General features: G+C 68.7%; 21 protein-coding genes and 1 CRISPR repeat array. Of the genes, 15 read left to right on the top strand and 6 right to left on the bottom strand.

Translation table 11 applies throughout. The annotated features are described in order from the left end of the window. A partial coding sequence (locus ACFE64_RS06275) for a cation:dicarboxylate symporter family transporter (protein WP_375391602.1) occupies positions 1–790 on the bottom strand: 790 nt, incomplete at its 3' end. Positions 791–1,257: 467 nt separating this feature from the next. On the opposite strand from ACFE64_RS06275, the gene cas9 reads away from it, so the two are divergent. The 3 genes from cas9 to cas2 all read left to right on the top strand — a co-directional run bounded on the left by cas9 (position 1,258) and on the right by cas2 (position 5,901). Beyond that, complete coding sequence (gene cas9 / locus ACFE64_RS06280) at positions 1,258–4,557, top strand: type II CRISPR RNA-guided endonuclease Cas9 (RefSeq protein WP_375391603.1); 3,300 nt, start codon at positions 1,258–1,260, stop codon at positions 4,555–4,557. 88 nt (positions 4,558–4,645) lie between these two features. Beyond that, positions 4,646–5,566 (top strand): type II CRISPR-associated endonuclease Cas1, encoded by a 921-nt coding sequence (cas1, locus tag ACFE64_RS06285; RefSeq protein ID WP_375391604.1) that lies wholly within the window; start codon positions 4,646–4,648, stop codon positions 5,564–5,566. Beyond that, positions 5,563–5,901 carry a CRISPR-associated endonuclease Cas2 gene (gene cas2, locus ACFE64_RS06290; protein WP_375391605.1) on the top strand — a complete coding sequence of 113 codons (339 nt, stop codon included), beginning with the start codon at positions 5,563–5,565 and terminating at the stop codon, positions 5,899–5,901. Before cas1 ends, cas2 begins: the two co-directional genes overlap by 4 nt. Positions 5,902–5,975: 74 nt before the next feature. Continuing rightward, positions 5,976–12,608: direct repeats of the CRISPR family, unit length 36 nt; unit sequence GCCATAGCCGCTCAGAGACCGCGGTCCAACGGCAAC. 61 nt (positions 12,609–12,669) lie between these two features. Here cas2 and ACFE64_RS06295 read toward each other — a convergent pair. Together ACFE64_RS06295 and gntA are read right to left on the bottom strand one after the other, a co-directional pair. Further along, positions 12,670–13,287 carry a DUF1989 domain-containing protein gene (locus ACFE64_RS06295; RefSeq protein WP_375391606.1) on the bottom strand — a complete coding sequence of 206 codons (618 nt, stop codon included), beginning with the start codon at positions 13,285–13,287 and terminating at the stop codon, positions 12,670–12,672. Next, positions 13,257–13,961, bottom strand: coding sequence for a guanitoxin biosynthesis heme-dependent pre-guanitoxin N-hydroxylase GntA (gene gntA, locus ACFE64_RS06300; RefSeq protein WP_375391607.1), 705 nt, complete (start codon positions 13,959–13,961; stop codon positions 13,257–13,259). Before gntA ends, ACFE64_RS06295 begins: the two co-directional genes overlap by 31 nt. 329 nt (positions 13,962–14,290) lie before the next feature. Here gntA and ACFE64_RS06305 point away from each other — a divergent pair, with 329 nt between their 5' ends. From ACFE64_RS06305 to ACFE64_RS06350, 10 genes are all read left to right on the top strand, one after another. After that, the gene (locus ACFE64_RS06305) at positions 14,291–15,199 is read left to right on the top strand and encodes a heme o synthase (RefSeq protein WP_375391608.1); all 909 of its coding nucleotides are present in this window, start codon (positions 14,291–14,293) and stop codon (positions 15,197–15,199) included. After that, positions 15,196–15,330 (top strand): hypothetical protein, encoded by a 135-nt coding sequence (locus ACFE64_RS06310; protein WP_375391609.1) that lies wholly within the window; start codon positions 15,196–15,198, stop codon positions 15,328–15,330. The genes ACFE64_RS06305 and ACFE64_RS06310 overlap by 4 nt, the downstream gene beginning before the upstream one ends. After that, a complete protein-coding gene (locus tag ACFE64_RS06315; protein ID WP_375391610.1) occupies positions 15,327–15,881 on the top strand; it encodes a cytochrome c oxidase assembly protein in 555 nt (184 codons plus the stop codon). Before ACFE64_RS06310 ends, ACFE64_RS06315 begins: the two co-directional genes overlap by 4 nt. A gap of 119 nt (positions 15,882–16,000) precedes the next feature. Then, positions 16,001–16,927 carry a cytochrome c oxidase subunit 3 gene (locus tag ACFE64_RS06320; RefSeq protein ID WP_375391641.1) on the top strand — a complete coding sequence of 309 codons (927 nt, stop codon included), beginning with the start codon at positions 16,001–16,003 and terminating at the stop codon, positions 16,925–16,927. After that, positions 16,887–17,303 (top strand): DUF983 domain-containing protein, encoded by a 417-nt coding sequence (locus ACFE64_RS06325; protein ID WP_375391611.1) that lies wholly within the window; start codon positions 16,887–16,889, stop codon positions 17,301–17,303. Before ACFE64_RS06320 ends, ACFE64_RS06325 begins: the two co-directional genes overlap by 41 nt. Continuing rightward, positions 17,300–17,881, top strand: a complete 582-nt coding sequence (locus tag ACFE64_RS06330; protein WP_375391612.1) for an SURF1 family cytochrome oxidase biogenesis protein — start codon at positions 17,300–17,302, stop codon at positions 17,879–17,881. The genes ACFE64_RS06325 and ACFE64_RS06330 overlap by 4 nt, the downstream gene beginning before the upstream one ends. A 157-nt stretch (positions 17,882–18,038) precedes the next feature. Next, complete coding sequence (gene thrC, locus ACFE64_RS06335; RefSeq protein ID WP_375391613.1) at positions 18,039–19,457, top strand: threonine synthase; 1,419 nt, start codon at positions 18,039–18,041, stop codon at positions 19,455–19,457. Continuing rightward, positions 19,444–19,761 carry a hypothetical protein gene (locus tag ACFE64_RS06340; protein WP_375391614.1) on the top strand — a complete coding sequence of 106 codons (318 nt, stop codon included), beginning with the start codon at positions 19,444–19,446 and terminating at the stop codon, positions 19,759–19,761. The genes thrC and ACFE64_RS06340 overlap by 14 nt, the downstream gene beginning before the upstream one ends. Positions 19,762–19,766: 5 nt before the next feature. Continuing rightward, positions 19,767–20,651: a class I SAM-dependent methyltransferase gene (locus ACFE64_RS06345; protein WP_375391642.1), complete on the top strand. Its 885-nt coding sequence runs from the start codon at positions 19,767–19,769 to the stop codon at positions 20,649–20,651. Then, complete coding sequence (locus tag ACFE64_RS06350) at positions 20,652–21,191, top strand: hypothetical protein (RefSeq protein ID WP_375391615.1); 540 nt, start codon at positions 20,652–20,654, stop codon at positions 21,189–21,191. On the opposite strand, the gene ACFE64_RS06355 is transcribed toward ACFE64_RS06350, so the two are convergent. Together ACFE64_RS06355 and ccmA are read right to left on the bottom strand one after the other, a co-directional pair. Then, entirely contained in the window at positions 21,188–21,835 is a 648-nt protein-coding gene (locus ACFE64_RS06355) for a heme exporter protein CcmB (protein WP_375391616.1), read from the bottom strand. The genes ACFE64_RS06350 and ACFE64_RS06355 overlap by 4 nt on opposite strands. Before the next feature lie 130 nt (positions 21,836–21,965). Then, on the bottom strand, positions 21,966–22,556 hold the full coding sequence (gene ccmA / locus ACFE64_RS06360) for a heme ABC exporter ATP-binding protein CcmA (protein WP_375391617.1): 591 nt from the start codon (positions 22,554–22,556) through the stop codon (positions 21,966–21,968). 49 nt (positions 22,557–22,605) lie between these two features. Between ccmA and ACFE64_RS06365 the strand changes: the two genes are divergently transcribed. Both ACFE64_RS06365 and ACFE64_RS06370 read left to right on the top strand, forming a co-directional pair. Next, positions 22,606–22,899, top strand: a complete 294-nt coding sequence (locus ACFE64_RS06365; protein ID WP_375391618.1) for a 4a-hydroxytetrahydrobiopterin dehydratase — start codon at positions 22,606–22,608, stop codon at positions 22,897–22,899. Positions 22,900–22,943: 44 nt separating this feature from the next. Next, positions 22,944–23,084: a hypothetical protein gene (locus ACFE64_RS06370; protein ID WP_375391619.1), complete on the top strand. Its 141-nt coding sequence runs from the start codon at positions 22,944–22,946 to the stop codon at positions 23,082–23,084. Between the two features lie 2 nt (positions 23,085–23,086). Here ACFE64_RS06370 and ACFE64_RS06375 read toward each other — a convergent pair whose 3' ends face one another. After that, on the bottom strand, positions 23,087–23,881 hold the full coding sequence (locus ACFE64_RS06375) for an SDR family oxidoreductase (protein WP_375391620.1): 795 nt from the start codon (positions 23,879–23,881) through the stop codon (positions 23,087–23,089). Positions 23,882–23,907: the final 26 nt, after the last annotated feature.

Consider the following 23,907-nt stretch of genomic DNA (forward strand, 5'->3'; position numbering starts at 1 on the left):
GCAGCAGCTTCAGGATCGAGAAGCCCGTCGCCGCCGCGATCGCGCCGAGCACGAGCAGCACGAACAGCGCGGACGTTAGATAGAAGGTGGCCACCAGCGCGCCGAGATGCGCGAGGCTGGCAAGGCCGTATCTGCCGACGGTGAAGGCGATCGCGCCGAACGCGCCAATGGGGGCCAGCCGCATCAGCAGCGCCACCATGCGGAACACGACGAGGCTGAGCCGCTCGAGCAGGGCGGCGACCGGCCGCGCGGGCTCCCCAACCAGGCTGATCGCGATCCCGGTCAGCACCGCCACCAGCAGCACCGGCAGGATCGACGGGCCGGTGAACGCGCCGACCAGCGTATCGGGGATGATCGCCAGCAGGAACTCGACCACGCCGGTCTCGTGCGCCTGGCGGACGTAGATCGCGACGGAGCCCGCATCGAGCGTGCGCGGATCGATCCCCATTCCCGCGCCCGGCCGGACCAGCTCGCCGACGAGCAGCCCGACGACCAGCGCCAGGCTGGAGACGACCAGGAAATACCCCAGCGCCTTGGCCGCGGTGCGCCCGAGCGCGCGCAGCTCGGCGACGCCGGCGATGCCGGTGGTGAGCGTCAGGAAGATCACCGGCCCGATGATCATCCGCACCAGCTTGATGAACGCGTCGCCCAGCGGCTTCAGCGCCGCCCCGGTCGCGGGCGCGAACACGCCGAGCAGCGCGCCGAGCGCGATCGCGACGAGGACCTGGAAATAAAGGTGCGAGGCCCAATGGGGGCGGGATGGCGGCGCGTGCGCAGCGTCGGCGATCACCTGCACCTCCCCCGAACCGAAAAAGGGCAGCGCCGTGGCGCTGCCCTTATCTGGTGCGTACTGACTGAGTCAGACACTTGTCTAACCGCCAGACCGCGATCTCTGAGGACATCAGCATAGCAATATCGAGATCGCGGTCAAGCAATTTCAGGGATCGGGTCCAGAGGCAACCTCACGTGCTGCGCATACATCGTGCGGCTTATATAAGCTGGACATACGTCGCTGTCAGCCTCAATGGCGGCTCCCCTCCGAACGGTATATGTAATACGCAGTACGTAAGAGGCTTTTTTCTTGACCGTGCGTTTTTGGCGTTGCAAGTGAAGGTTGCCGGAACAGCTCGGTTCGAGACCGAGGGCCCGGCTGGTGGAGCCTTTCGGTGCGGCCTGCGCCGATCGGGTGAGAGTGGGCCGGCCATGAGTTGACCCACTCTCGTTCCCGCGCGTCAATCAGGCGAACGGGAGGGGAACATGATGGACTGGCGGCTGGGCATCGATCTGGGCACAAACTCACTGGGATGGGCGGCGCTCCATCTGGTCAAAAGCGGCGATGGCTGGGCGCCTGACGGGATCGTCGCGGCCGGTTCGCGCATATTCAGCGACGGGCGCGACCCGAAATCCGGCGCCTCGCTCGCGGTTGACCGAAGGGAAGCTCGCGCGATGCGGCGGCGGCGCGACCGGTTCCAGCAGCGCCAGCGCGCGCTGATGACCCACCTCGTCGCCGACGGGCTGTTCCCGGCCGATCCCGCCGCGCGCAAGGCGCTGGAAGAGCTGGATCCCTACGAGCTGCGCGCCCGTGCGCTGGATGAGCCCCTGACGCTCCCCGAGCTCGGCCGCGCCATCTGGCACCTCAACCAGCGCCGCGGCTTCAAGTCGAACCGCAAGACCGACAAACCCGATAAGCCAGGGGATGACAGCGGCAAGATCAAGACGGGTGTGGGCCGGTTGCGCGCTGAAATAGATCGAGGCGACGCGCGCACCTTTGGTGAATGGCTGCACCTGCGCCGGCAGCGCAAGACGGAGGAGCATCCGGACGGTCTGTCGGTGCGCACCCGCCTGCGCGCGGAGCAGGGCGATGACGCGAAAGGGATGGGCTACGACTTCTACCCCGACCGCGACCTGCTCGAAGAAGAGTTCAACGAGCTCTGGAGCGCGCAGGAATCCTATCATCCCGACGTGCTGACGCCCGATGTGCGCGCGCGACTGTTCGAGATCGTCTTTCACCAGCGCCCGCTCAAGCAGCCGAAGATCGGCACCGACACGTTCGGCACCGGCGAGCCGCGCCTTGCCAAGGCACACCCGCTATTCCAGCGACGGCGGTTGCTGGAGGAGCTGAACGCGCTCAAGATCGTTCGGGTCGGCCAGGTGGCCGAGCGCCTCACGCCCGAGCAGCGCGACCTGCTGCTATCTAGACTGAAGGGCAGCGGTAAGATGAGCTTCGCAGCGATGCGCAAAGCGTTGAGGCTCGAGCATGAAGCGCGATTTAACAAGGAAAGTGGGAACCGCACCGACCTGAAAGGCGACGAGGTCGCGGCGGTGATGGGTGCCAAGACCCGCTTCGCCGAGCGCTGGCTTTACTTCTCGCCCGACGAGCAATGGTCGATCGTGGAACGGCTGGAGGCGGTGCAGACCGATGCCGAACTCGCCAGCTTCCGCGACTGGGTAGCGGGAGCCTATGGCCTGACGCCGGAACGGGCGAGCGCTGTCGCGACAGCCCGGCTGCCACAAGGGTTCGGCCGTTTCGGCGAAACCGTCACACGCGAGCTGATTGATGCGCTCGGCCAGGAACGCGACGCGGACGGTCGCGTGATCGTCTACAGCGAAGCCGTGGAGCGGCTGGGGCGACACCACAGCGATTTCCGCACCGGCGAGATCCTGGCCGAGCTGCCCTATTATGGCGAGGTGCTCGACCGCCACATCATGCCTGGTAGTGGAGATGCCTCCGAACCGGATGTGATCACGCGGGTCGGCCGCTTGACCAACCCGACCGTCCATATCGGGCTCAATCAAGTACGTCGGACGGTGAACAGACTGATCGCGCGCTACGGCCCGCCTCGGGAGATCGCGGTCGAGTTGGCGCGCGAGCTCAAGCTTACCGACGACGAGAAGAAGAAGCGCAGTCGCGAGAACAATGACAATCGGCAGGCGGCCGAGCGGCGCGGACGGATGTTGGACGAGATCGGCATCGAGAACTCCGGCGAGAACCGGGCGAAGCTCCGCCTTTGGGAGGAGCTGGACGGCGACAACGTCATGGGGCGGGCATGTGTGTATTCCGGCGAGGTGATCTCGATCCGGCGCCTGTTTTCGCCGGAGGTCGAGGTCGATCACATCCTGCCCTTCAAGGACACGCTGGACGACAGCAACGGCAACAAGATCGTCTGCATGCAGCTGGCCAATCGCTACAAGCGCAAGCGATCCCCTTGGCAGACATGGGGCGGCACGGCTGCCTGGGAGGGGATCGCCGAGCGCGCGTCACGCCTGCCGCGCGGCAAGCGGCGGCGGTTCGAGCCCGATGCCATGGAGCGGTACAAGGAAGAAGCGGGCTTCCTGCCGCGCCAGCTGGTCGATACGCAGTATCTGTCGCGGCTCGCGCGCGAATACATGGCGTCGCTCTACCCCGACAAGGGCGACGGCAGCAGCAATGTCTGGGTGTCGCCCGGTCAGCTGACCGAGATGGTCCGCCGCAAGCTCGGTCTGAACGATTTGCTCGATGACCACAACATCGCCGGCGGCAAGAAGAACCGACTGGATCATCGCCACCATGCGATCGATGCGATCGTGATCGGCGTGGTTGACCGCGGCATGCTGCAGCAGATCGCGCGCGCGTCGGGGCTGGAGGGCGAGGAGGGCCGCGAGCGCATCATCATTCCCGAGCCGTGGGACGGCTTCCGCGACGAGGTGCGCACCACCGTGCGCGCGATCGTCACCAGCCACCGGGCCGATCACGGCACTGCCGGCCACGGTACCGGCTCGACCGCCGGACGTCTGCACAACGACACCGCCTATGGGCTCACGCGCATGACGGACGCGAGTGGTAACACGATCGTCGTCCGGCGTAAGCCGCTCGCCGGACTGAGGCCGGCGGATCTCGTCGCCATACGCGATCCCGATCTGCGGGCTGCGCTGCACCGCGCGACCGAGGGGCTGGACGGCAAGGCATTCGAGCGTGCGCTTGCCGAGTTTTCGCGGACCGGGCCGCTTCAGTTCCGGGGCACGCGACACGTGCGCGTGACCGAGCCGCTCACCGTGATCTTGATCCGCGACGCGCGGGGGACGGCTTACAAAGGCTACAAGGGCGACTCGAACTACCGCTACGACGTCTGGGAGATGCCGGATGGCAAGTGGGTCACGCACTGGCGCGACCGCGACGGCACCGACCATTGCGGCATCGTGTCGATGTTCGATGCCCATCAGGCGCGGCTCGAACCGAGACCGCATCCCGCCGCCCGGAAAGTGTTGAGCCTGCATCAGGACGACCTGGTCGTGCTCGATCCTGAGGGCGGCGAGCGACGCCTGATGCGGGTCGTCAAGTTTGGGCAAAACGGCCAGATCACGCTGGCTGGCCCGAACGAAGCGGGTGACCTCAAGCGCCGCGACGCAACGGCTAACGACGAAGACTATTTCAAATATGTCTCGCCAACCGCAGGCGGGTTAAAGAAGGCGCGCGCGCGCCAGGTCCGGATCGACGAGCTCGGCCAAGTTCGGGATCCCGGCTTCCCGGCGCGCAAGGCCGTCCGCCCGACACGGCCGAAGCCCCCGACCGTCGGATGACATTGGCTCCATTCGGGAGCGATCTCGTGTCCGGCCCACGCTGACACCCGCCCCGCCCTCCCCTAGCTTCGGGCTTGGGGAGGGCCGGGTGGACCGCATCATCGACATCGCCACCGACGGCCGGCATCTCTCCGCGCATCGCGGCTTCCTGATCGTCGCCGAAGGGCATGAGGAGGTCGGGCGCGTGCCGCTCGACGATGTCGGCGCGGTGATCGTGCACGCGCACGGCGTCACCTGGACGACCAACCTGGTCGTCGCGCTCGCGGAGCGCGGCGCGACCCTGCTGCTGTGCGGCGCCAACCATGCGCCCGTCGCCATCTGCCTGCCGCTCGCCGGCCACCACGCGCAGAACGCCCGGATGCGCGCGCAATGGGAGGCGAAGCGGCCGCTCGCCAAGCAGCTGTGGCGCGCCGTCGTCGTCGCCAAGGTGCGCTGGCAGGGCGCGGCGGCGGCGGCGAACGGCGGCTCGGCGGCGCCGTACGAGTTCCTCGCGCGCCGGGTCGGCTCGGGCGACCCGGACAATATCGAGGCGCAGGCGGCGCGGCGCTATTGGGGCGAGTTGATGGGCCCCGACTTCCGCCGCGATCGCGATGCCGAGGGGGCCAACGCGATGCTCAACTACGGCTATGCGGTGATGCGCGCCACCTGCGCACGGGCCGTGGTCGCGGCGGGGCTGCATCCGTCGATCGGCATCCACCATGCCAATCGCGGCAACCCGATGGCGCTCGCCGACGACCTGATCGAGCCGTTCCGCCCGCTGGTCGACTGGCTGACCGTGCGGCTGCGCGCGGCCGGGCAGGACGCGGTGACGCCGGCGGCGAAGCACGCCTATGCCGGCCTGATCGCGCTCGATCTGCCCGGCGAGGACGGCACGACCACCGTCTGGCAGGCGGCGATGCGCGCCGCGGCGACGCTCGCGCGCGCCCTCCAATCGGGGCGCGTCGCCGATCTCGTGCTGCCGAAACCGCCCTCCGCGCTGGAGCTCGCCGGCCTTCCCGTGCCGGCATGACCGCGACGCAGCTCAGCGGCTATCGCCTGATGTGGATCTTCGTGATGTTCGACCTGCCGGTGGGCACCAAGGCGGAGATGCGCGCGGCGACCAGATTCCGCGAGTATCTGCTGGACGAGGGCTTCGAGAAATCGCAATTCTCGATTTACGCACGCTTCTGCAACGGCAAGGAGCAATATGAGGCCTATCTCCGTCGCATCGAGGCCAACCTGCCGGACCGGGGGGACATCCACATCCTCACCTTCACGGACCGGCAATACGAGACCATCGTCCGATTCGCGGGGCAACGCCGCCGGCGGCCACGAAAAAATCCGGACCAGCTGGCGCTGTTCTAGGTGAGTCGAGGGCATTCAACCGCGGGCGCGGAGGCCGCTATGTCGTTAAGGTTCAACGACATAGCGACACTCCTGCCATAGCCGCTCAGAGACCGCGGTCCAACGGCAACGCACGCCTGCGCAGCTGGCCAAGATTCTGCGCCATAGCCGCTCAGAGACCGCGGTCCAACGGCAACACGCGGAACGGTGGCGACGCTTGCACCACCGCCATAGCCGCTCAGAGACCGCGGTCCAACGGCAACGCGCGCGGCCACGGTGACGGCGCCGGGCGCGCCATAGCCGCTCAGAGACCGCGGTCCAACGGCAACTTATACGCATCACCAGTGCTGTCTTCCGCGGCCATAGCCGCTCAGAGACCGCGGTCCAACGGCAACGGGCCACGCCCCGCCGACCATCCGATCGCCGCCATAGCCGCTCAGAGACCGCGGTCCAACGGCAACCCCCGCCGGTTGTCGTGGTCGCTGCGGAGAGCCATAGCCGCTCAGAGACCGCGGTCCAACGGCAACGGCGCGCAACGCGGGCTGCGCGTGCGCGACGCCATAGCCGCTCAGAGACCGCGGTCCAACGGCAACGGGCTGCAGATGTCTTCGGCGCTGCGCCCCGCCATAGCCGCTCAGAGACCGCGGTCCAACGGCAACCGATCGAGCCCGGCGCCGAACAACTCAAACGCCATAGCCGCTCAGAGACCGCGGTCCAACGGCAACGGCTGGCCGATCATGCTGTCGCAGGCGGAGGCCATAGCCGCTCAGAGACCGCGGTCCAACGGCAACGCGTTGACCGTCGCGCAATGCCTCGCGTTGGCCATAGCCGCTCAGAGACCGCGGTCCAACGGCAACGATTTTAATTGGGCAGTCGCAACGGGGCCAGCCATAGCCGCTCAGAGACCGCGGTCCAACGGCAACATATCTCGACAACATGCGCCAGAGCATTCAGCCATAGCCGCTCAGAGACCGCGGTCCAACGGCAACCCCTTGATGAACCCGGCGTCTACCATCACGGCCATAGCCGCTCAGAGACCGCGGTCCAACGGCAACGGTGTAGGCGCGCGCCAGCGGGTCCGTCGAGCCATAGCCGCTCAGAGACCGCGGTCCAACGGCAACCATTGACGGCGGCAGCTGTGGACGCCGTGGGCCATAGCCGCTCAGAGACCGCGGTCCAACGGCAACCCAGCCGAGTTGTTGGCGGTGGTGATCGCCGCCATAGCCGCTCAGAGACCGCGGTCCAACGGCAACGGGCGCCACGCGCGCGCTGCTGTCCGTCGAGCCATAGCCGCTCAGAGACCGCGGTCCAACGGCAACTTGATGGTGCCGGTGATCTCGTCGACCTCGGCCATAGCCGCTCAGAGACCGCGGTCCAACGGCAACCAACAGCTCGCGGACCAAGCGTTGACCGCGGCCATAGCCGCTCAGAGACCGCGGTCCAACGGCAACGCCGGCATCGCGGCCTGTGCGAGCGCCGTGGCCATAGCCGCTCAGAGACCGCGGTCCAACGGCAACTAGCGACCGACCAGGATAACCTCCGAGAGGGCCATAGCCGCTCAGAGACCGCGGTCCAACGGCAACGCTACGCTCAGCTCCCGCGCGAGACCATCAGCCATAGCCGCTCAGAGACCGCGGTCCAACGGCAACGGCGCCGCGCCGTTGACAAGTGAGGAGGCCGCCATAGCCGCTCAGAGACCGCGGTCCAACGGCAACCGAATTGACGGACGCTGGGCATCTCGCCCGGCCATAGCCGCTCAGAGACCGCGGTCCAACGGCAACACAATGACGCTCTGAGCTTCACAGCGGACAGCCATAGCCGCTCAGAGACCGCGGTCCAACGGCAACCTATGGCGAAGAATTACGTGCAGCCGGGTGGCCATAGCCGCTCAGAGACCGCGGTCCAACGGCAACTTCCGGGCCGCGCTCAATCACCGCGGGATAGCCATAGCCGCTCAGAGACCGCGGTCCAACGGCAACCGCAGCTGCGAGCGCCACCTGATTGGACGAGCCATAGCCGCTCAGAGACCGCGGTCCAACGGCAACTCATCGTCTATCCTCCTTACGAAAGCGCCGGCCATAGCCGCTCAGAGACCGCGGTCCAACGGCAACAGCTTCGCCTTGATGACCAGCAGGAGCGCAGCCATAGCCGCTCAGAGACCGCGGTCCAACGGCAACACGCAGACCGGCGATCACACTTACGAGAACGCCATAGCCGCTCAGAGACCGCGGTCCAACGGCAACATGTCAGCGCACCATCCCGTGGCCGGCGCGGCCATAGCCGCTCAGAGACCGCGGTCCAACGGCAACGCAACGCGACCACGGCGAAGGTCGAAGCGTGCCATAGCCGCTCAGAGACCGCGGTCCAACGGCAACAGTGCATCAGTCTTCCCCTTGCCGCTGCCTGCCATAGCCGCTCAGAGACCGCGGTCCAACGGCAACGCCAAGCTGATGGCGCGCAGGACGCCAGCGGCCATAGCCGCTCAGAGACCGCGGTCCAACGGCAACTACCGCCCGCTGCCACAGGACCGGCTGACCGCCATAGCCGCTCAGAGACCGCGGTCCAACGGCAACAGCGGGCAGCTGATCTGCACGGGGGGCGGCGCCATAGCCGCTCAGAGACCGCGGTCCAACGGCAACGCGCGCATGGTCGACCTGTGCGCGTTCACGGCCATAGCCGCTCAGAGACCGCGGTCCAACGGCAACAGATCGATAACCCGGTCGCGCTGATGAGCGGCCATAGCCGCTCAGAGACCGCGGTCCAACGGCAACGGGCGTGTACGAGGTCTGCGCGGCCCCGTCGCCATAGCCGCTCAGAGACCGCGGTCCAACGGCAACGAAACGCCGACGGAAGTATCCGATACAATCGCCATAGCCGCTCAGAGACCGCGGTCCAACGGCAACGGCGAAGGGCCGCAATTCTATCAGCGCATTGCCATAGCCGCTCAGAGACCGCGGTCCAACGGCAACCGAGCATCAGCACGATGACAGGGACGGAGAGCCATAGCCGCTCAGAGACCGCGGTCCAACGGCAACCGAGCATCAGCACGATGACAGGGACGGAGAGCCATAGCCGCTCAGAGACCGCGGTCCAACGGCAACCGAAACGAGCCCTTCAAGCCCGTCTGGATTGCCATAGCCGCTCAGAGACCGCGGTCCAACGGCAACTAGCCGCCGGTTCACTTGGCGGTCGACGCGGCCATAGCCGCTCAGAGACCGCGGTCCAACGGCAACGTCCGTGGGTCCTGCCCCGCCGCGATCGCGGCCATAGCCGCTCAGAGACCGCGGTCCAACGGCAACAGCTCCACCTGCAGACCACCTGACGGTCCGGCCATAGCCGCTCAGAGACCGCGGTCCAACGGCAACGCCCGCTCGCCAGCTATCGCGACCAGCTCGGCCATAGCCGCTCAGAGACCGCGGTCCAACGGCAACGCTGCGCGTCCGCGATCAGGCGGGCGCGCAGCCATAGCCGCTCAGAGACCGCGGTCCAACGGCAACATCGCGATCATCGCGGACGCGTCGTGCTCGGCCATAGCCGCTCAGAGACCGCGGTCCAACGGCAACACAAGGCGCTGCTGGCGATGAATACGATCGGCCATAGCCGCTCAGAGACCGCGGTCCAACGGCAACCGGGACGTTCTCGCGCCAGAGACGACGAGCGCCATAGCCGCTCAGAGACCGCGGTCCAACGGCAACAGGTCGAGTCCTCCGACGCCGGCGCAGAGGGCCATAGCCGCTCAGAGACCGCGGTCCAACGGCAACAGCGCGGCAAGGTGATCCACGGGCTCGTGAGCCATAGCCGCTCAGAGACCGCGGTCCAACGGCAACTGGCCGTCGCCCTCGGCATGCGCCTTGCCGGCCATAGCCGCTCAGAGACCGCGGTCCAACGGCAACTACCCTTCGCTCAACGGCACGGCGTGGACGGCCATAGCCGCTCAGAGACCGCGGTCCAACGGCAACTGATCGGCCATGCTGTTATTCCTTGTCCAAGCCATAGCCGCTCAGAGACCGCGGTCCAACGGCAACATGGCGCGCTTCGCCATATCTACTATCTGCCGCCATAGCCGCTCAGAGACCGCGGTCCAACGGCAACTAGGTTGGGCCCACTCGGCGCTCGCGAAGTGCCATAGCCGCTCAGAGACCGCGGTCCAACGGCAACAGGTTCGAGTTAGGCCCGGCGCAAGGTTGCGCCATAGCCGCTCAGAGACCGCGGTCCAACGGCAACCGTGGCCGTCCGCGCGAAGGTCGTCGATCAGCCATAGCCGCTCAGAGACCGCGGTCCAACGGCAACTCAGATTGGACCCGCGGATTACCGCCATCAGCCATAGCCGCTCAGAGACCGCGGTCCAACGGCAACTGCAAACCGGTCACCCTTGTTCACGCTAGCGCCATAGCCGCTCAGAGACCGCGGTCCAACGGCAACACAGAGAGCAGCGCGTGTTCGCCTCGATCAGCCATAGCCGCTCAGAGACCGCGGTCCAACGGCAACTGCCTCGGTCAATGAGCCGCCGCGAGCACCGCCATAGCCGCTCAGAGACCGCGGTCCAACGGCAACACAGCGGGGAGCCGGCTAAGAATGCGCTGCGCCATAGCCGCTCAGAGACCGCGGTCCAACGGCAACAACTTCGCGGGGCTGGCGTCCCTGCATCACGCCATAGCCGCTCAGAGACCGCGGTCCAACGGCAACGAACCGAACAGGCGATCGTTCACCGACTTGGCCATAGCCGCTCAGAGACCGCGGTCCAACGGCAACGCCAGAAGCCAGGTGTCCCGATCGCGATCGGCCATAGCCGCTCAGAGACCGCGGTCCAACGGCAACCCTACCAGATCACGGCGAGCGGCGGTCGCAGCCATAGCCGCTCAGAGACCGCGGTCCAACGGCAACTCAAGCGCGTAGCGCGCCTCCGTCCCGCCGGCCATAGCCGCTCAGAGACCGCGGTCCAACGGCAACACCGCGAGCGCGGCTGGCAGCGGCTGCGCTGCCATAGCCGCTCAGAGACCGCGGTCCAACGGCAACGTGCCGCTGAGCACGGCGATGCGGCCGAGCAGCCATAGCCGCTCAGAGACCGCGGTCCAACGGCAACGGTCCAGGGCTGCGCCAGCCGGAGATTCAAGCCATAGCCGCTCAGAGACCGCGGTCCAACGGCAACCGTGCAGGCGGCGTTCCGGTCGTTTGCCAGGCCATAGCCGCTCAGAGACCGCGGTCCAACGGCAACGGAGGCGGATCGGACATGAACGTCTGCCGCGCCATAGCCGCTCAGAGACCGCGGTCCAACGGCAACCGATCAGCGCCAGAGCAGAGGACGCAAATGGCCATAGCCGCTCAGAGACCGCGGTCCAACGGCAACACAGCGATGATATGTCAGTGGCGGGATGGGCCATAGCCGCTCAGAGACCGCGGTCCAACGACAACTAACAAAAGCCGGTGTTTACTTGGAAGTCTGCCATAGCCGCTCAGAGACCGCGGTCCAACGGCAACAACTCCGTGGGACGGCCGCCGCTCAACATCGCCATAGCCGCTCAGAGACCGCGGTCCAACGGCAACTTGCTTGTTGGCGACGCTGCGCAACTGACTGCCATAGCCGCTCAGAGACCGCGGTCCAACGGCAACACGACGGTAGCGTTCGCGTCCGGCCTGACCGCCATAGCCGCTCAGAGACCGCGGTCCAACGGCAACAGCGCCGAGGCTATCTCGTTGCTGGTGCGCGCCATAGCCGCTCAGAGACCGCGGTCCAACGGCAACCAGACGCGCGCATTGCCGCGCATCGCGTGGGCCATAGCCGCTCAGAGACCGCGGTCCAACGGCAACTGCGCCGCGACATAGGCGAGGAACGCCGAGGCCATAGCCGCTCAGAGACCGCGGTCCAACGGCAACAGCGGCGCTTATGCGATCGATGGCGAGCTGGCCATAGCCGCTCAGAGACCGCGGTCCAACGGCAACCCAGCAGCTAACCGGTGCCGAGGCGATCGCGCCATAGCCGCTCAGAGACCGCGGTCCAACGGCAACTGTAGCGCCTGCTCCATGACGCTCTCATGTGCCATAGCCGCTCAGAGACCGCGGTCCAACGGCAACCGCGCGGGTGGTGGTGACGAATCACAAAATGCCATAGCCGCTCAGAGACCGCGGTCCAACGGCAACGGCACCAGCGACCATGAGCGTGGCCAGGCGGCCATAGCCGCTCAGAGACCGCGGTCCAACGGCAACGATTTGTGCGAGCGCAAGCGTCGTCTGTTGGCCATAGCCGCTCAGAGACCGCGCTCCAACGGCAACATGGGGACGAGCGCTACCCGGCCGAACTGGCCATAGCCGCTCAGAGACCGCGGTCCAACGGCAACACGTTTCGACGCTACCCGTGTTCGTGTCGGGCCATAGCCGCTCAGAGACCGCGGTCCAACGGCAACAAGGCTTCTGACCTGATCACTTTGGCGCAGGCCATAGCCGCTCAGAGACCGCGGTCCAACGGCAACCCGTCAGTGCAGGGCTGCCACATCGCCAAAGCCATAGCCGCTCAGAGACCGCGGTCCAACGGCAACGCGCGCAGGGGCACGTCGTTAGCTAGCAAGGCCATAGCCGCTCAGAGACCGCGGTCCAACGGCAACGCACGCCGTAAGCGCCGCCATCGATGCGGCGCCATAGCCGCTCAGACCGCGGCCCACGGCAACCATTGACGTCAGCGAGAACGCGCTGACCACGCCATAGCCGCTCAGAGACCGCGGTCCAACGGCAACAGCCACCGATCGGTCGCCCTTAGTAGCGCCGAATACCCCCCGCGTAGGCCCGACGCCCCTCTCAGCCCTCGATGCGGTAATGGATCGGCTTGAAGCTGCCGCCGTTCGAATCCGGCGCGGAGCAGGCGGTCAGGCCGATCACCAGATCGCGCGCGGCGCGGAATGCGATCCGGTCACCGGCGCGGCTCAGCGGCGGCAGCACCCGCAGCCTGCCCGTCGCCCCGTCGACGGGCACGTTCATGAAGCAGTTGAACGCGATCGGGATGCGATCGGGCGTGATCCCGTACGGCGCCAGAGCGTCGGCCAGGTTGCCGAAACAGCCGCGGTGCGGCGGCAGCGTCGGGTAGAAGTGGCGGAAGGTATCGTACGAACAGGGCGTCAGCAGGAAATCGTGCAGGCCGACGGTGTCCTCCTCGATCGTGAGGAGCACGTTGGAGCGGTTCGAATAGAGCTTGTGGCCGGTGGTCAGCCGGATCGTCTCGGCATAGTCGAGCGTGCGCCCCGACGACATCACCTCGTCCACATCGTCCGCGTTGAAGGCGAGCAGGTCCGCCACCTGTTCGCCCCGGGGATCGATCACCACCAGCTTCGCGCCCGCATCCAGACGGAACGCGACGCCGCTCCGCTCCGGGACGATCTGCGGGTCGCTCACGTCGCCCCGTTGTAGCGGAACGGGCATTGCCAGCCGTCCTGCACCGCGCGGCCGGAATATTGCCGCGCTTCGCTGGCCTCGCCGTGGCGCGCGAGCATCGGGTTGCGCGAGCCGGCCAGCGCCTCGTCGCGCAGCATGATCTTCTCGCGCATGCCCTCATATTTGCCCTGCGCGCGCAATCGCTCGAACTGGTCGTGGAGGTTGAACACCATCACCGGCCGCTCGAACCGGCGCGCGGGGCGGCTGGCATGGGGATGCAGGCCGACGACGAAGAACGCCTCGCCGCCGAACGACAGCGAAAAATGCGGATCGTCGGGATCGGCGCTGACGCTCCGGTCGTAATCCTGGCCGAGCCATACGTCCTTGTCGGACAGCGACTGGATGCGCCGCCAGATATGCCGCTCGAACTCGGCTTCGCTGAGATCGCCCGGGCGGTCGAAGATCACCGCCAGGCTGCGGAACAGCGCCGGCTCGGCGCGATAGGCGTCGGCCCATTTCATCAGCTTGTCGTGGATGCGCAGATCGTCCCACGCGCTCGTCAGGTCGCGCGCGACCAGCACGTCCAGCGTGCCGCGGGCGAGCGCCGCCTTGGCGCCGACGCACGGAAACGCCGCCTCGCCGACCCGATCGTGGAGGCGACGGGCCAGATCGTCCTCGCCCGAGGCGCCCCAGCCGAACAGGGGCTGTTCAGGTTTCAGCATGCCCGCCAAACGCGCGCTGACAGACCTCGTTCCGAACGTCACGTGCGGGTCAAGAAGAGCAGGTTACCTGCGTTATCTCGCGCCCCCAGAGGTAAACAAACATCAAACCCGCATGGTTCATCGCCAAGGAAGGGCCGACGTCGAGCCGAGCCTTGCGACAGGTAGGCGGCGTGGTTGTTGTCGAACACTGTGGATCTCCGCAGACACTCTCCGGCGTTCCTTGCTGCGCCGATCCGGTGTGGGGTGGTGACCTGCGCCGTCCCGCCCGGCGAGGCGGTCGCCGAACGCCGCTTCCCCCGCCTGCCCCCCACGCCTATATCCACCGGCTCATGGCCACCGCCGCCGCCCCCCTGCCTGCCGACTGGCGCGACTTCCTGGCGCTGACCAAGCCGCGCGTGATGACGCTGGTCGTCTTCACCGGCCTGTGCGGCCTGCTCGCAGCTCCGCCGGTCGACGGCCACCGGATCGATCCGGTGCTGGGCTTCACCGCCATCCTGTGCATCGCGCTCGGCGCGGGGGCGGCGGGGGCGCTCAACCAATGGTGGGAGTCGGACATCGACGCGCGGATGCGCCGCACCGCCGCCCGCCCGTTGCCGGCAGGGCGCATGGACCGGCAGTCGGCACTGCATTTCGGCGTCGGGGTCGGGGTGGCGTCGGTCATCCTGATGGGGTTCGCCGTGAACCTGCTGGCGGCGGCGATCCTGGCTGTCTCCATCCTGTTCTATGTCCTGGTCTACACCGTCTGGCTGAAGCGCCGGACGCCGCAGAACATCGTCATCGGGGGCGCGGCGGGGGCGTTTCCGCCGGTGATCGGCTGGGCCGCGGCGACGGGCCGGGTGGACGTGTTGCCCGTGCTCCTGTTCCTGCTCGTCTTCCTGTGGACGCCGCCGCATTTCTGGGCGCTCGCGCTGTTCATGCGGTCCGACTATGCGGCGGCAGGCGTGCCGATGCTGCCGGTGGTCGCCGGCGAGCGCGCGACCCGGCGGCAGATCGGGCTCTACACGGTGCCGATGGCCGCCGCCGCGCTGGCGCCCTGGCCGCTGGGGCTGGCGGGGCCGCTCTACGCGGGTGCCGCGCTGACCCTGACGGCCGTGTTCGCCGCCATGGCGGCGCGGGTCGCGGTGCGCGAGACGGGCGTGGATGACCGGATGCAGCCGGAAAAGACATTGTTCGCCTATTCGATCCTCTACCTTTTCCTCCTGTTCGGCGCGCTGGTTGCCGACCGATGGTTCGTATGACCCCCGATGACGAAGACCTGGTGCGCGGCCGGCAGAAGGGGCGCGCGATCGTGATGGCGCTGATCCTGGGCGGCTTCGTGCTGCTGGTGTTCTTCATCAGCATCGCCAAGATCCGGCAGGGCCACGCATGACCCGGCAGACGCGGACGGCGCTGCTGGCCGTGTTCGGCATCTGCTGCATGAGCGGGCTCGCCTGGGCGAGCGTGCCGCTCTACCGCCTGTTCTGCCAGGCGACCGGGCTGAACGGCACGACCGGACGGGCCGAGCGGGCGCCGGGCGGGGTCAATCAGCAGATCGTCGTCGCCTTCGACACCAATGTCGCGCCCAACCTGCCCTGGCGCTTCCGGCCCGAGGCACGGACCGACACCGTGGACATCGGCGCGCGGGACATGGCGTTCTTCGACGCCACCAACACCAGCCGGACCCCCATCACCGGCACTGCCACCTTCAACGTCCAGCCGGCGCAGGCGGGCAAGTATTTCAAGAAAATCCAGTGCTTCTGCTTCACCCAGCAGACGCTCAGGCCCGGCGAGACGCAGCGCATGCCGGTGATCTTCTACGTCGACCCCGCGATCCTGCAGGACCCCGACGCGCGCGACATCCAGACCATCACGCTGTCCTACACCTTCTGGCCCGCCGGCGCGGCCGGGGCGTCGGCGGGGCGAACCGCGCATGACGGATAGGTAGCAGGTAGGTTTGGGGGGTCTGCTACCCGCTGACCGCTGCCTCCCGACTCTTGGGTTTGACGGCGCTCGCCGCCGCGTTAGAGCGTTGATCCGACGACCGATAGGAATCCGTGAGCATGGCCGGCGCCAAGAACCACCAATATCATATCCTGCCGCCCGACATCTGGCCGATCACCGGCGCCTTCTCGGCGCTGATGATGGCGGTCGGCGGCATCTTGTGGATGCATGGCGGCCATGTCGGCAAACCGAACGGCGGCGGCTACCTGTTCTTCATGGGCGTGATCGCGGTGCTGACCGTGATGTATTCCTGGTGGTCGAACGTCATCAGGGAGGCGCACGCGGGCGACCATACGCCGGTCGTCCAGCTCCACCTGCGCTACGGCATGATCCTGTTCATCGCGTCGGAGGTGATGTTCTTCGTCGGCTGGTTCTGGGCGTTCTTCGATTTCTCGCTGTTCCCCACCGCGATGAGCTTCGTCGACGGCCAGGTGACCCGCGCGACGGAGGGGGCCGCGGCGATTGCCGCGCAATGGCCGCCCAAGGGGCTGACGGTCATCAACCCCTTCGCCTTCCCGCTGCTCAACACGATGATCCTGCTCTGCTCGGGCACGACCGTCACCTGGGCGCACCACGCGCTGATTCACGGGCAGCGCGGCGGCGAGAAGAAGGGCGTGTGGGGCCTCGTCGGCGTCGGTGACCGCGACGGCGTGCTCAAGGGCCTGTGGCTGACGATCCTGCTGGGCATGACCTTCACCAGCATCCAGGCGTACGAATATGCCCATGCGCCCTTCCCCTTCAAGGGGATCAACTATGGCGCGTCCTTCTTCATGGCGACCGGCTTTCACGGCTTTCACGTGCTGGTCGGCACGATCTTCCTGATCGTCTGCCTGGTCCGTGCCTATCGGGGCGATTTCACGCCGCGCCAGCATTTCGGCTTCGAGGCGGCCGCCTGGTACTGGCACTTCGTCGACGTCGTCTGGCTGTTCCTGTTCGTCACGGTCTATGTCTGGGGCGGCTGGGGCGCGCCGATCGAAGGCGGCTGAGGACGTGGGCGCGGTGGCCGAGCCGACCATCGCGCAGGCCGGACTGCGGGGCCTCTGCCCGCGCTGCGGCGCGCGGACGCTGTTCGGGCGGCATTGGATCAAGTTCGAGCCGACCTGCCGCGCGTGCGGGCTAGATATCTCGGCGTTCAACGTCGGCGACGGGCCGGCGGCGTTCCTCACGCTGATCCTGGGCACCGTCGTGATGGCGATGGCGATCCTGCTGGAGCTGACCGTCCACCCGCCGCTCTGGGTCCATTTCATCATTTGGCTGCCGGTCACCTTCGCCGGCGTGATCGGCTCGCTGCGGCTCGCCAAGGCGGCGCTGCTCGCCGCCGAATACCGCAACCGCGCCGCCGAGGGACGCCTCAAGAAGTGAGGCGGGTGCCGCTGCTGCCGACGCTGCTGGTCGGCCTGGCGGTCGCCGCGATGATCGCGCTCGGCCTTTGGCAGCTGCTGATCCGCCTCCCCGAGAAGGAGGCGTTCCTCGCCCAGCTCGCGGCCAACCCCGCCAAGCCTTCGGTCGCCTTCCCGGCCGTTCCCGACGACCGACTGCTCTTTCGCCGAACGACGGCGATGTGCCCGCAGCCCGTGACGATCCGCCTCGCCGGCGCGGGCGCCGTCGGCTTCAGGGCGATAGCCGAGTGCCGCGCCGGCCTTATCGTCCAGCTCGGCACGACGCACGATCCCGACGCCAGGATCGCGTGGTCCGGCGGCGTGGTGACAGGCTACATCTCCCACGCGCCGGACGCGCGCCCACTGATCGCGTCGCTGTTCGACCACACGCCGGCGCGCATGATGCTGGTCGCCGACGAGGCCCCGCCCGGCCTCGCCCGCAACGCCCCGCCGGACCTGGCCGCAGTGCCCAACAACCATCTCGCCTATGCGGTGCAATGGTTCTTCTTCGCCGCGATCGCGACCGTGATCTACGTGCTGGCGCTCCGCCGCCGCCGCTGACCCGGGATCGTCATGCCGCCCTTGTGCCGGCATCCACGTCGATCCTGTTCCGCCGAGCAAGCAACGCGCCCTGCCGTCGATGCCGGGACGAGCCCCGGCCTGACGAGAAGCAGAGCTTGCTTGCTCCCCCCTCACCGCCCCGCTACCCGCGCGACCCATGCGCTACGTCAGCACCCGCGGCTCGGCCCCCGCGCTCGGTTTCGCCGAGGTGACGCTCGCCGGCCTGGCGAGCGACGGCGGGCTGTACGTGCCGGAAGCATGGCCCCGCTTCACCGCGGACGAGATAGCGGACCTCGCCGGCCGGTCCTACGCCGAGACCGCCGCCCGCGTCCTCGCGCCCTTCGTCGGCGAGGCGATCCCGGCCGCCGACCTGCGGGCGCTGTGCGAGCAGGCCTATGCGCGGTTCAGCCACGCCGCCGTCGTCCCGCTCGTTCAACTCGATCATGAGCTGTGGCTGCTGGAGCTGTTCCACGGCCCGACGCTCGCCTTCAAGGACGTGGCGCTGCAGCTGCTGGGCCTGCTGTTCGAGCGCTTCCTGGCCGACCCGGATCGCACCGGCGACTCCCGGCCGCTCACCGTCATTGGCGCGACCTCGGGCGACACCGGCTCCGCGGCGATCGACGCGCTCGCCGGCCGCGCGGGCGTGGAGGTGTTCATGGTCCACCCGCTCGGGCGCGTCACCGACGTGCAGCGGCGGCAGATGACCACGGTCACCGCGCCCAACATCCACAACATCGCGATCGAAGGCGACTTCGATCAGGCACAGGCCCTGGTGAAGGCGATGTTTGCCGACGCCGCGCTGGGCCACCTGCGCCTGTCTGCGGTCAATTCGATCAACTGGGCGCGCCTCGCCGCGCAGGTCGTCTATTATTTCTACGCCGCCGTCCGCCTCGGCGCGCCCGGTCGCGCGGTCGCGTTCGCCGTGCCGACCGGCAATTTCGGCGACGTGTTCGCAGGCTATGTGGCGGCGAAGATGGGGCTGCCGGTCGCACGGCTGGCGGTCGCGACCAACGTCAACGACATCCTCGCGCGCGCGCTCGGCAGCGGCGACTATTCGCGCGGGTCCGTCCAGCGCACCGCGACGCCGTCGATGGACATCCAGGTCTCCTCCAATTTCGAGCGGCTGCTGTTCGATCTCGGCGGTCGCGACGGCAGCGCGACGGCGGCGCAGATGGCCGGCTTCGAGGCGAGCGGCGCGATGCGGCTCACCACCGCGCAGGCGGAGGGCGCGGCGGCGCTGTTCGCGGCCGAACGCGTCGACGCGGACGAGATGGCGATGGCGATGCGCTGGGCCTGCGACGCCGCCGGGCAGGTGATCGACCCGCATACCGCGATCGGCCTCGCCGCCGCGCGCCGATTGCGGCTCGCGCCCGGCGTGCCGCCGAAAACACCTGTTGTGGCGCTCGCCACCGCCCACCCCGCCAAGTTCCCCGACGCCGTCGAGCGCGCTGCCGGCGTGCGTCCGCGCCTGCCGGCTCGCGTCGGCGACCTGCACCACCGGCAGGAGCGTTTCGTCACCCTGCCCGCGACGCTGGCCGCGGTCGGCGGCTATGTCGCGGACCATGGGGCGGGCTGATATGATGTCGTTCGGCTTCACGACCGTTGGCGATGCGATGAGCTGGGCGGTCGCGTTGCTACTCGGCGCTAAGGTCGGGGCGACGGTGGCGTTGCTTGCGGTCCGGTTGGAACGCGCCGAGCCGGCGCTGTGGTGGACGACCAAGCTGACACCGATCGCGGCCATGCCGCTGGTCATCGCGCTCGCCGTCCGCGCGCACGATCGCGAGAGCGTAACCATCTTCGCGACAATGGCGGTGTTCGTGGCCATCGCGGTGCCGTGGGCGGTCCGGCGACGCTACGCCACCCAGCGCAGCACCGGGTGACGGCTCTGCCCCTCCACACCATGATCGGCGAGCCCTGGCCCGATTACGGCCTGCTCGACTCCGGCAACGGCCGCAAGCTGGAGCGCTACGGCCGCTTCCGCTTCGTCCGCCCCGAGCCGCAGGCGCTGTGGTCGCCCGCCGCGGCGGACTGGCAGGCCGACGCCGAGTTCGTTCCCGGCGCGGACGAGGAGGGCGGCGGCCAGTGGCGGTTCCACCAGCCCGTCCCGCGCGAGGGCTGGCCGCTGGCCTGGGACGACGTCCGCTTCACTGCGCAGGCGACGCCCTTCCGCCATCTCGGCTTCTTCCCGGACATGGCGCCGGTGTGGCGCTGGATGCGCGAGCGCCTCCACGGGCTCGACGCGCCCGACATGCTCAACCTGTTCGGCTATACCGGCGTCGGCACGCTGGCGCTGGCCGCCAGGGGCGCGCGCGTCGTCCATGTCGACGCGTCCAAGAAGTCGGTCGAGGCCGCCCGCGCCAACGCCCGCCTTTCCGGGCTGGCGGACGCGCCGGTGCGCTGGCTCGTCGACGACGCCGCCAAGTTCGCCGCGCGCGAGGTCCGCCGCGACCGGCGCTATCACGGCATCCTGCTCGACCCGCCCAAATACGGTCGCGGCCCCGAGGGCGAGGTCTGGCGGCTGGAGGAGGATCTGCCCGGCCTGATCGCGAGCTGCCGCGCGCTGCTCGGGCCGGAGTCCCGCTTCCTGTTTCTCACCGTCTATGCGGTGCGCATGTCCGCGCTGGCGATCGGCGAGATGCTCCGCCAGGCCTGCGCGGGCTTGCCCGGCACGGTCGAATGCGGCGAACTCGGCGTTCGCGAGGAGGCCCGCGGCCTGGTGCTGCCGACCGCGATCTGGGCTAGGTGGTCGAACCACCGGGAGATGAGCTGAATGAGACTCGCGTTCGCGCTATTGCAAGCCGCTGTCCTGGCGCAGCCCGCACCCACGGCGCAGGGCCGCGACGTGATCGATCTGTTCGCCACGATGTGCGTCGAGACGGCAGGGCAGTCGGGACGCGCGCATGGGTTCGATCAAGCCCCGGCGCTTGGCCGGCCGATGACCGCCGATGAGATGGCCAGGGTCATGCCCGGCACCGTCGTGACGGAGGGCTGGATCACGAAGAGCCCGAACGACGCCTGGGCGGCCATCTGGTTCGCTCCCGCCAAACGGACATGCGGCGTGACCGTCCGGGCGGCCGATCCCGCTGGATTGGAACCGGCGCTGACCGCCAAGATCAGCGCCTTCTACGGCTCGTTGGGCTTCCCGTTCACTCAGCGGCCGGATGAGACCGCCATCGAGGACGGCGTGACCGTGCATCGCGCCAGCTGGATCGTGACCGCCGGCACGCACGAGCTCGCGATCATCGCGTCCTTCGGCGACAAGCCGATCGGCGCGCATCAGCACCTGATGACCTTCACGATGCTGCATTAATCCATCCCCGCCCGCAGGGCCGCGCCCGCGGCGAACGGCGCGCCGGCGGTGAGGAGCAGGCTGGTCGCCGCGAGCAGCTTCAGCGCCCCAAGGCTTTCCGACGCGCCGCCGTCGAGCGCGCCGGCGCCGAAGATCAGCAGCGGCAGCGCCAGGGGCAGCATGAGCAGCCCCGCCACCGCGCCGGCCCCGCGCAGGCCCGCCACGAGCGCCGCGCAGGCGACCGCCAGCGCCGCCAGCCCCGGCGTGCCGAGCAGCAGCCCCGCCTCGACCCGCGCCAGCGTCGCCGCCGGCAGGTCGAGCAGCCCCGCCGCCGCCACCGCCGCCAGCATCAGCGGCGGCGCGAAGCTGAGCCAATGCGCCGCCGTCTTTGCCGCCGCCACCGCCGCCAGCGACACGCCGCGGCTCGCCAGCTGGTCGATCACGCCGGCCTCAACGTCCGGCCCGACCAGCCGCTCGACCGGGAGCAGCGCCGCCAGCAGCGCCGCCGCCCAGATCACCCCGCCGCCCACCCGCGCCAGCAGCCGCGCGTCCGGCCCGATCGCGAACGGGAACAGGATCGCGGCGAGCAGGAAGAAGGCGACGGTCAGCGTCACGCCCCCGCCGGCATACGCCCGGCGGACATCGCGGAGAATCAGGGGAAGCACCTGCCCTACTCCGTCTTGCCGGCCTCGTGCCGGCATCCGCCGCAGGTCGAACCGCTCGCACCGTAATGGAGGGTGACGCCAAGGTCGGGAGTGGCCCCCGGCACAAGGCCGGGGTGACGGTGGGAGCAGGTCATACCACCCCGCCTAACGCGATCCGCTCCGCCCGCGCCACATCGAGCCCCAGATGCGTCGCCACCACGACTGCCCCGCCCGCCTGGCGATGCGCGGCGATCAAGCCCTCCAGCACCGCCACCGCCACCGCGTCCAGCCCGTTCGCCGGCTCGTCGAGCAGCCACAGCGCCGCCCCGCTCGCCACCGCCCGCGCCAACGCCGCGCGCCGCCGCTGGCCGGTGGAGAGCAGCCGCACCGGCGCATCGCCGAGCGCCGCCAGCCCGACCGCCGCCAGTGCGTCGCCCACCGCGCCGGGCGCCGACCCGTCCAGCCGCGCCCAGAACCGGAGCGCCTTGGCCAATGGCAGCTCCGGGTCCAGCGCCGTCGCGTCGCCCAGCCATGCGACGCGCCCACCGGTCCGCACCGTCCCCGCCGCCGGCGCGAGCAGCCCGGCGGCGAGCCGCAACAGGCTCGACTTGCCGACCCCGTTCGGCCCCGTCACGACTACCGCCTCCCCCGCCGCCAGCCGCAGGTCGAGACGCTCGAACAGCAGCCGCCCGCCGCGCCGGCAGGCGACCCCGTCCATCTCCAGCAGGGCTTGCCCCGTCATCGTGCGTCGCCTTACGCTGGCACCCGCGGTTTCCCAAGGAGCGTGAGCCATGGTCGAGGCATTGAGCGAGGCGGAGCGGGCGGACGCGCTCGATGGGCTGCCCGATTGGGACTATGACGAGGGCCGCGACGCGATCACCCGCTCGATCGTCTTCACCGACTTCGCCGAAGCGTTCGGGTTCATGGCGCAGGTGGCGCTGATCGCCGAAAAGGCGAACCATCACCCCGAATGGACCAATGTCTGGAACCGCGTGGAGGTGCTGCTCACCACCCACGATGCCGGCGGTCTCTCCCACCGCGACATCGAGCTGGCGGCGGCGATCGACGCGATCCTGGGCGACTGAGGCGCGCGAACGGGTCGTTAACCCTGGCCGGTTATCCTGCGGGCATGAAAGCGGTGCTCTTCGCGTTGATCGTGCTCGTCGCCGTCGACGCCTTCGCCAATCATGGTGCGGGATTCCACAGCTTCATCGCCGCGCTGACCGGATTCGGCCAGGGCGTCGGCGCCTGGGTCTTTTCGACCGGCTGAGCCTAGACCTCGCGGCCCGGGCCGCCGCGCATCATCTTCCGCAGGCGTCCGGGCATCCAGCGGGCCGCGAACGCCATCCGCCGCGCCGTCGGGCCGACATAGGTATGGATGCGGTCGCCGTGCACGGCCGCCCACGCCGCCTCCGCCACCGCCTCGGCGCTGGTCAGCTCCAGCCCGCGGCCGGTCACCACCTCGCGGATGGACTGGTTGCTGCCCGTCACCGTGCCCGTCAGCAGCGGCGTGTCGATGAAGCCCGGCACGAGATCACGCACCCGGATGCCGTCCGCGCTCCACTCGCCGTCCAGCGCCTCGGTCAGCGCGCGCACGCCGAACTTGCTGGCGGAATAGGGCGCCAGCCCCGCCGAACCGTAGATCGCGGACGCGGACGCGGTGTTGAGCAGGCACGATCCGGGCGTGCGCTTGAGATAGGGATGGCCGATCTTCGCACCGTTCATCACGCCGACCAGGTTGATCGCCACCACCCGATCGATCTCGTCGAACGGCGCGTCCGCAAGCGGACCGCCCTGCGCGACGCCGGCGTTGTTGAACAGCACGTCCAGCCGCCCGCCCGACGTCTGCGTGAAGGCGTCGAGCGCGCGCACCCAGCCGTCCCGGTCGCGCACGTCGAGCGTGTGGCGCTGCGCCATCCCGCCGATCTCGCCCGCCGTCTCGGCCAGCCCGGCCTCGTTGACGTCGGCGATGCCGACCCGCCAGCCGCGGCTCGCGAACAGCCGCGCCGCCGCGCGGCCGATGCCGGACGCGCCGCCGGTGATGAAGATGGCTTTGACGATGCTCATGCGCGCTCCCGGTTTGACGGTCCCTC

It is taken from the genome of uncultured Sphingomonas sp. (assembly GCF_964250165.1).
In the GTDB taxonomy this organism is placed as follows: domain Bacteria; phylum Pseudomonadota; class Alphaproteobacteria; order Sphingomonadales; family Sphingomonadaceae; genus Sphingomonas.

Excerpts from the sequence above, each read along its gene's own strand:
- cas9 (WP_375391603.1), top strand. The coding sequence starts at position 1,258 with ATGATGGACTGGCGGCTGGGCATCGATCTGGGCACAAACTCACTGGGA.
- cas2 (WP_375391605.1), top strand. The coding sequence starts at position 5,563 with ATGACCGCGACGCAGCTCAGCGGCTATCGCCTGATGTGGATCTTCGTG.
- ACFE64_RS06295 (WP_375391606.1), bottom strand. The coding sequence starts at position 13,287 with ATGCCCGTTCCGCTACAACGGGGCGACGTGAGCGACCCGCAGATCGTC.
- gntA (WP_375391607.1), bottom strand. The coding sequence starts at position 13,961 with ATGCTGAAACCTGAACAGCCCCTGTTCGGCTGGGGCGCCTCGGGCGAG.
- ACFE64_RS06305 (WP_375391608.1), top strand. The coding sequence starts at position 14,291 with ATGGCCACCGCCGCCGCCCCCCTGCCTGCCGACTGGCGCGACTTCCTG.
- ACFE64_RS06310 (WP_375391609.1), top strand. The coding sequence starts at position 15,196 with ATGACCCCCGATGACGAAGACCTGGTGCGCGGCCGGCAGAAGGGGCGC.
- ACFE64_RS06315 (WP_375391610.1), top strand. The coding sequence starts at position 15,327 with ATGACCCGGCAGACGCGGACGGCGCTGCTGGCCGTGTTCGGCATCTGC.
- ACFE64_RS06320 (WP_375391641.1), top strand. The coding sequence starts at position 16,001 with ATGGCCGGCGCCAAGAACCACCAATATCATATCCTGCCGCCCGACATC.
- ACFE64_RS06325 (WP_375391611.1), top strand. The coding sequence starts at position 16,887 with ATGTCTGGGGCGGCTGGGGCGCGCCGATCGAAGGCGGCTGAGGACGTG.
- thrC (WP_375391613.1), top strand. The coding sequence starts at position 18,039 with ATGCGCTACGTCAGCACCCGCGGCTCGGCCCCCGCGCTCGGTTTCGCC.
- ACFE64_RS06340 (WP_375391614.1), top strand. The coding sequence starts at position 19,444 with ATGGGGCGGGCTGATATGATGTCGTTCGGCTTCACGACCGTTGGCGAT.
- ACFE64_RS06350 (WP_375391615.1), top strand. The coding sequence starts at position 20,652 with ATGAGACTCGCGTTCGCGCTATTGCAAGCCGCTGTCCTGGCGCAGCCC.
- ccmA (WP_375391617.1), bottom strand. The coding sequence starts at position 22,556 with ATGACGGGGCAAGCCCTGCTGGAGATGGACGGGGTCGCCTGCCGGCGC.
- ACFE64_RS06365 (WP_375391618.1), top strand. The coding sequence starts at position 22,606 with ATGGTCGAGGCATTGAGCGAGGCGGAGCGGGCGGACGCGCTCGATGGG.
- ACFE64_RS06370 (WP_375391619.1), top strand. The coding sequence starts at position 22,944 with ATGAAAGCGGTGCTCTTCGCGTTGATCGTGCTCGTCGCCGTCGACGCC.
- ACFE64_RS06375 (WP_375391620.1), bottom strand. The coding sequence starts at position 23,881 with ATGAGCATCGTCAAAGCCATCTTCATCACCGGCGGCGCGTCCGGCATC.